This window comes from Brevibacterium sp. AGC70, assembly GCF_057334195.1.
In genome coordinates, this window is sequence record NZ_JBHFIH010000017.1 from 183,860 (window position 1) to 190,582 (window position 6,723).

Sequence of the window (6,723 nt, forward strand, 5' to 3'; positions counted from 1 at the left end):
CAGGTGAGCCGTCTGGCCCACCTGCACCTCGTGGTGCGTTCGCACCGGCATCAGGCCGTGTCCGCACCCTGTGGCACCGAACGAGAACCACGTCGGCACGCGAGATCTTCGAGCGTCGACGCCAGCAACGAAGGAACACATGACTGCAGCCATCAGCGAACCAGGGGCAGAAGCCGCCGAGACCTCGGTCGCGGTGAAGAAGCCCTCGGGAGGCGGACTGGGACGCTACGTCCTCATCCGATTTCTCCTCATCATTCCCACCATCTTCATCCTCACCACACTCGTCTTCTTCCTGATGAGGATCACCGGCGACCCGATCTCCGCATCAATGGGCGGGCGCCTGACCACGGACCAGCTGGCCGAGCGCATCCACGCCGCCGGCTATGACCGACCGATCCTCGTCCAGTACCTCGAGTACATGGGCAATCTGCTCAAGGGCGACTTCGGCACCGCGATCTCCGATGGACAGCCGGTCTCGTCGATCCTCCTCAACTACGGAACCGCGACCGTCGAGCTCGTCTTCTATGCCCTCATCGTCGCGTTCATCATCGGCATCCCGCTCGGGATGCTCGCCGCCTACCACCGCGACAAGGCACCCGATGCCGCGCTTCGCATCCTTGCGATCCTCGGCTACGCCACCCCGGTGTTCTTCGCCGGCATGATCCTCAAGCTGGTCTTCGGCGTCTTTCTGCCGATCCTGCCCGTCGCCGGTCGCGGCACCACCGAGACCGAGTACATCATGTCGGGCGTGGTCGGTCCCACCCGGTTCTACATCATCGATGCGATCCGCATCGGAAACGTCGAGGTCCTCGGCGATGTGCTCGCCCACGCGGTTCTGCCTGCCATCGCCCTCGGTGTGCTCACGGCAGGAGTCTTCCTCCGGCTGGTGCGCACGAACCTCATCGGCACGCTGGGTCAGCAGTACATCGACTCGGGCCGCTCCCGAGGCATCTCCGAATTCCGGCTGGTCACCAAGCACGCCTACCGTCCGGCGCTGATCCCGATCATCACCGTCATGGGCATGCAGATCGCACTGATGCTCGCCGGTGCCGTGCTCACGGAGACGACGTTCGAATGGAAGGGACTGGGCTTCAAGCTCGCCGAATACCTCACCGCCCGTGACTTCGTGGCCGTGCAGGGAATCGTGGTCTTCCTCGCCATCATCGTGGCGCTGACCAACTTCCTCGTCGACGTCATCGCCGCCTTCATCGACCCCCGAGTGAGGTACTGATGTCCACTCCAGACAACACATCCCAGGCTCCTGGCAGTAATGAGAGCCTCGCCGAGGTGGTCCCCGGTTCCGGTGTCCCTGCTATCGCGTATGACGACAAGGCCAGGAAATCCTGGTTCAACCGTCTGCCGATCGTCTCCCATCTGCGCCAATCGGTCGGTCTGCAGCGAGGAATGCTCATCACGGGACTCATCCTGTGCGGCATCGTCCTCATCTGCGCAGTATTCGCCCCGCTCATCGCCCCATACGGGTTCAATCAGCTTGGCACCGCCGAAGGCAACTTCGGATCGAAGCTGCCGCCCGGCGGAACCCACATCTGGGGCACCACAGTAGGTGGCTACGACGTGTTCTCCCGCGTCGTCTGGGGAGCCCAGACCGCGGTGGCCGTGATCATCGTCGCTGTGATCATGTCGCTCTTCGCCGGTGTCATCCTGGGGCTTGTCTCGGGCTACCTCGGTGGCTGGCTCGACAGAATCCTCGTCGTCATCGCCGATGCGGTCTACGCCTTCCCGACCCTGCTGCTGGCCCTGGTCATGTCGATTGCGATCTCCGGGGGCCAGTCGAGCGCGTGGGGCGGCATCGCCGCGGCCGCGTTCTCGATCACCGTGGTCTTCATCCCGCAGTACTTCCGCGTCGTCCGCGCCGAGACTCTGCGACTCAAAGCAGAACCCTTCGTGGAGTCCGCGATCGTCCTCGGCGCTTCGAAGACCAGGATCATCTCGAAGCACATCTTCCGCAATGCCACACGCACCCTGCCGCTGATCTTCACCCTCAATTCCTCCGAGGCGATTCTGACCTTGGCGGGACTGGGGTTCCTGGGCTTCGGAATCGAACCCACCTCGGCGTCGGAATGGGGCTATGACCTCAACAAGGCACTGCCCGATGTCACCAGCGGTGTGTGGTGGACTTCGGTCTACCCGGGTCTGGCCATCGTGCTCACGGTCCTGGGCATCACCCTCGTCGGTGAGTCGATGAACGACCTCAACGATCCGCGTCTGCGGGTGCGCCGCAAAGCGAAGACGAAGGATGCCAAGTGATGAGTGAGAACGTGAACGAAACGAACACAGCCAAATCCATCCTCGACGTCGAGAGCCTCAATGTCACCTTCTCCACCGACGGTGGTGATGTGCGCGCCGTCAAGGACGTGTCGCTGTCGGTGACTCCGGGCGAAGTGCTCGCGATCGTGGGCGAATCCGGCTCGGGCAAGACCGTGACCGCACGATCCATCCTCGGACTCCTGCCCGAGACCGCCCAGCGATCGGGTGCAGTCATCGTCTCCGGCAAGGACGTGCTCAGCGTCTCCGGGGAACAGCTGCGCAAGATGCGCGGAACAGATGTGTCGATGGTGTTCCAGGAGCCTTCGACGGCACTCAACCCCGTCTACACGGTGGGATGGCAGATCGCCGAAGGCCTGCGCGCCCACCACCGGCGGGCGAGCAAGGCCGAACTCAAGGCCAAGGTCATCACCGCCATGGAGCAGGTCGGGATCCCCGATGCGCAGAACCGCTTCGACTATTACCCGCACCAGTTCTCCGGTGGACAGAAGCAGCGCATCGTCATCGCCATGGCGCTCGCCCTCGGCGCCGAGCTCATCGTCGCCGACGAGCCGACGACCGCTCTCGACGTCACCGTTCAGGCCGAGATCCTCGACCTGCTGCGTGACCTGCGCGATGAGACGGGAACCGCGATCGTGCTCATCACCCACAACATGGGCGTTGTCGCCGATCTCGCCGACCGCGTGGCTGTGATGTATCGCGGAGACCTCGTCGAGGTCTCGTCGGTCAAGCAGCTCTTCAGCGACCCGAAGGAGCAGTACACGCGCGACCTCCTCGGCGCCGTTCCTCGCTTGGGGTCAACGGTCGTCGGCAGCCGCAAGGCCGCTGCCGCCTCGGCGAAGCAGGATCGCGCCGGTGAATCCGCCCGCGAATCTGCCGGCGACTCCGCAGGCGACTCCGCCGGCGCTGATGCGGACCCCGGCAAACCTCGGGATGAACGCGAATCCATCGTCGTTGCCCGTAACCTCGACATTGTCTATCCGGGAGGATTCGGACGGTCGGACTTCCAGGCGGTGTCCTCGGTCAGCTTCGACATCAAGGCCGGCGAGGTCTACGGTCTGGTCGGCGAATCAGGATCGGGCAAGACCACGATCGGGCGTGCCATCGCAGGCCTGACCAGGGCCAGTGGAGGCAGCCTCAAGGTGCTCGGGCACGAGATGGTCGGATTCAAGGAACGCGCCTTCTCTCCGATCAGGCGCCGCATCGGATTCGTGTTCCAGGACCCGGCGGCCTCATTCAACCCGCACCTGACGATCGGTGAGTGCGTGGCGGAGCCGTTCGCCATCCACCAGCGGGACATGTCGCCGAGGGATCGTGAGAAGCGCGTGCTCGAACTGCTCGACTCGGTGCAGCTGCCGAAGGCCTACGGTGCCAGGTACCCGCACGAACTCTCGGGCGGCCAGCGCCAGAGGGCTTCCCTCGCCCGCGGTCTCGCACTCGATCCGGAGTTGCTCGTCGCCGATGAGCCGACCTCTGCCCTGGATGTGTCGGTGCAGGCCAAGGTGCTCGAGCTGTTCGTCGAGCTGCAGAACAGGTTCGATTTCGCCGCCTTGTTCATCAGCCACGATCTGGCTGTCGTCGACATGCTCTCCGACCGCATCGGAGTGCTGTTCCACGGTGAGCTGCTGGAGGAAGGCACGGGTGAGCAGGTGCTCGGGTCACCGAGCAACGACTACACGAAGCGACTCATCGCCTCTCTGCCGGTGCCTGACCCGGACGAGCAGGCCAAACGCCGGGGACTCGCCCGCGGCCTGCGCACCACTGCCGGCTGAGCGACGGTCCGAACTAGCGACAAAAAATACCCGAAGGGACTAAACACGCGCGGCGCCGTGCGTGTTTAGTCCCTTCGGGCGAATATAGCGACGTGGGCCTGGCCGTCGCGGGGTCAGGCCTGGTCGTCGGAGATGAAGTCGAGCATGCCTGCCTGGCTGATCGGCAGCGCCATGAGCCGGTCAAGCTCTTCTGCGCTGGGGTCGATGCCGAGGATGCGCAGGGAATACTGAGTGAAATCGCGCTCGATGACATCGGGAGTCAGGTCGCCGGTGTGTTGGTACCAGAGTGAGAGCGAATTGCAGATCGAGTGGATCGCACGCGTGACAAGCTGCGCACTGTCGACCTGGAACGTCCCGGCGTCGATGCCGGCTTGGACGATGTCGCCCATGATGACTCGTGCCTCGCGCTGGAGTTCTTTCACGCGAGCGGCATTGTCACCGGTCAGCCGTTCGGTGTCGCGCAGCAGCACTGTGGACACCGAGACATTCTCCATCCGGTACCGAGCCAGGTAGCGCACGGCCACGGTCAGCTGCTCGGTCGGATCATCGCCCACCTCGGCGATGGCGGCTCGGCTGTGCTCGCTGTACCAGGTGTACGCCGTGTGCACGAGCTCGTAGAGAGCTTCCTGCTTGGACGGGAAGTAATAGTAGAGTGCGGACAGGCTCAGTCCTGCGGCCTGTGCGATATCGCGGATGGAGGCACCGTCGAATCCCTTTGCGGCGAAGGTGTCCCGAGCCGAGCGGAGGATGTTGTTGCGGCCGTTGGTTGATCTCACGGTGCCTATGCTCCTTGACGGTCGGATATCGAACAATCTTTCACTTGCCAACCGAGGATACATGACGTTGGGCTGACATTGGCCGTTTCCGGCCAGAATTCGCGGATCTCGCGCCGCCGAGGTGTGCGCTGGCTGTGGTCGGCAAGTGCGGGGGTCACCCCATACAGGCAGTGAGAAGTGACGCCAATCACAGCATGGAACGGGAATGATTGACGGTTCAATTATGTTGGGCGGATGTGGATGGCACGGACGAAGACTGCCGGTGCCGATCACCTGAAACCAGCATCACCTGACATTGCACCCTATGAATGAACTGAGGACGGACATGCTCAACATCGCCATCATTCCCGGAACTTCGCGCCCGCAGGCACTCAATCCGCAGGTCGTGGCCTGGGCAAAGGACCAGCTGGCCGGTCGCGAGGACGTACGCGCCGAGATCGTCGACTTCGGCGAATTCAATCTGCCGCTGCTCGACGAGGTCATCCCGGCCGGCGCGAACATGTACCAGAACGACCACACCAAGGCGTGGGGCGCCAAGCTCGCCGAATTCGATGCCTTCATCTTCGTCACCCCTGAGTACAACCACTCGATCTCCGGATCGCTGAAGAACGCCCTGGACTTCGTGGCCAGCGAGTTCAACCACAAGGTCGCCGGCATCGTGAACTACGGCGCCGACAAGGGTGTGCGTGCCGCCGAGCACCTGCGCCACATCCTTGCCAACTACAAGCTCGCTGTTGTCCGTGACCAGGCCTCCTTCAGCCTCTTCACCGACTTCGCCGATGGCGTCTTCACCCCGACCGAGGTCTCCGCGACTCCGTTTGCTTCGATGGCCGATGACCTCGTGGCCTGGGGCGAGGCACTGAAGTCCGTGCGCGAGGATTCCGCCTCCGAAGAGCAGGCAGCCTGACCGTCATCAGCGCACTCTGCGGATGAGGCAGTCCCTCCCCAGCAGCTGATACGTCCGAAGCCCGCCGCACCGAATGGTCGGCGGGCTTCGTCGTGTCCGGACCCGACGGGCTTGCGTTAAAGTCGAACCAACTCAAATGTTCACGTCAGTCATGCGAAGGATACTCATGGATCTCAACAGCACAGTCGCACTCGTCACCGGCGGAGCCTCCGGGCTCGGCGGGGCCACTACGGAACGGCTCCTGGCCGCCGGCGCTCAGGTCGTCATGGTCGACCTCAACGCCGAGGTGGGTCAGCAGGTGGCATCGGAACTGGGATCCAGCGCCCATTTCGTCTCCGCCGACGTCACGAACGAAGAGCAGGTTCAGGCCGCCGTCGACATGGCGACCGGTCTCGGGCAGCTGCGCGTGGTCGTCAACTGCGCGGGAGTTGCGACTCCAGGCAAGCTCGTCTCGCGCAAGGGCCCACTGGCTTTGGACGCGTTTTCGAAGGTGCTGAGCATCAACGTCGTGGGCACGGTCAACGTGTGCCGCCTCGCCGCCGCCGCGATGCAGGCGCAGGAGAATGTGGGTGAGGAACGCGGCGTCATCGTCAACACCGCCTCGGTCGCGGCCTTCGACGGTCAGATCGGACAGATCGCCTACTCCGCGTCCAAGGGCGCGATCGCTTCGGTGACCCTGCCGATGGCGCGCGAACTCGCATCATCACAGATTCGTGTCGTGACGATCGCGCCGGGTATCTTCGAGACCCCGATGATGGCCGGTCTGCCCGAAGAGGCCCAGGAGTCTCTGGCGAAGTCGATTCCCCATCCGTCTCGGCTGGGCAAGCCCGCCGAGTACGCGCAGCTCGTCGAATCGATCGTCGCCAACCCGATGCTCAACGGTGAGACCATCCGCCTCGACGGCGCCATCCGCATGGCCCCGAAATGATCTGAGCCCAATCGCTGCGTCGTCGAAGAGCGACAGCAGCACAGCGGGGGGCGG

The 6,723-nt window shown here is 63.8% G+C and carries 6 protein-coding genes; 5 read left to right on the plus strand and 1 reads right to left on the minus strand.

Going from position 1 to position 6,723, the window contains the following annotated elements; all coding sequences use genetic code 11:
• The first annotated feature begins 139 nt into the window (after positions 1 to 139).
• Genes ACE03M_RS15120 through ACE03M_RS15130 form a run of 3 tightly spaced genes read left to right on the plus strand, consistent with a single transcriptional unit; the run spans position 140 to position 4,058 of the window.
• Positions 140 to 1,231 (plus strand): ABC transporter permease, encoded by a 1,092-nt coding sequence (locus tag ACE03M_RS15120; RefSeq protein WP_143920913.1) that lies wholly within the window; start codon positions 140 to 142, stop codon positions 1,229 to 1,231.
• Positions 1,231 to 2,268: an ABC transporter permease gene (locus ACE03M_RS15125; RefSeq protein WP_485934843.1), complete on the plus strand. Its 1,038-nt coding sequence runs from the start codon at positions 1,231 to 1,233 to the stop codon at positions 2,266 to 2,268. The genes ACE03M_RS15120 and ACE03M_RS15125 overlap by 1 nt, the downstream gene beginning before the upstream one ends.
• Positions 2,268 to 4,058, plus strand: a complete 1,791-nt coding sequence (locus tag ACE03M_RS15130; RefSeq protein ID WP_485934845.1) for a dipeptide ABC transporter ATP-binding protein — start codon at positions 2,268 to 2,270, stop codon at positions 4,056 to 4,058. Before ACE03M_RS15125 ends, ACE03M_RS15130 begins: the two co-directional genes overlap by 1 nt.
• 113 nt (positions 4,059 to 4,171) lie before the next feature.
• On the opposite strand, the gene ACE03M_RS15135 is transcribed toward ACE03M_RS15130, so the two are convergent.
• Positions 4,172 to 4,834, minus strand: coding sequence for a TetR/AcrR family transcriptional regulator (locus tag ACE03M_RS15135; protein ID WP_485934847.1), 663 nt, complete (start codon positions 4,832 to 4,834; stop codon positions 4,172 to 4,174).
• Between the two features lie 304 nt (positions 4,835 to 5,138).
• On the opposite strand from ACE03M_RS15135, the gene ACE03M_RS15140 reads away from it, so the two are divergent.
• Together ACE03M_RS15140 and ACE03M_RS15145 are read left to right on the plus strand one after the other, a co-directional pair.
• Positions 5,139 to 5,741, plus strand: coding sequence for an NADPH-dependent FMN reductase (locus ACE03M_RS15140; RefSeq protein ID WP_236850534.1), 603 nt, complete (start codon positions 5,139 to 5,141; stop codon positions 5,739 to 5,741).
• Positions 5,742 to 5,907: 166 nt separating this feature from the next.
• Positions 5,908 to 6,669 (plus strand): 3-hydroxyacyl-CoA dehydrogenase, encoded by a 762-nt coding sequence (locus ACE03M_RS15145; protein ID WP_485934848.1) that lies wholly within the window; start codon positions 5,908 to 5,910, stop codon positions 6,667 to 6,669.
• Positions 6,670 to 6,723 lie beyond the last annotated feature (54 nt).

Excerpts from the sequence above, each read along its gene's own strand:
- ACE03M_RS15120 (WP_143920913.1), top strand. The coding sequence starts at position 140 with ATGACTGCAGCCATCAGCGAACCAGGGGCAGAAGCCGCCGAGACCTCG.
- ACE03M_RS15125 (WP_485934843.1), top strand. The coding sequence starts at position 1,231 with ATGTCCACTCCAGACAACACATCCCAGGCTCCTGGCAGTAATGAGAGC.
- ACE03M_RS15130 (WP_485934845.1), top strand. The coding sequence starts at position 2,268 with ATGAGTGAGAACGTGAACGAAACGAACACAGCCAAATCCATCCTCGAC.
- ACE03M_RS15140 (WP_236850534.1), top strand. The coding sequence starts at position 5,139 with ATGAATGAACTGAGGACGGACATGCTCAACATCGCCATCATTCCCGGA.
- ACE03M_RS15145 (WP_485934848.1), top strand. The coding sequence starts at position 5,908 with ATGGATCTCAACAGCACAGTCGCACTCGTCACCGGCGGAGCCTCCGGG.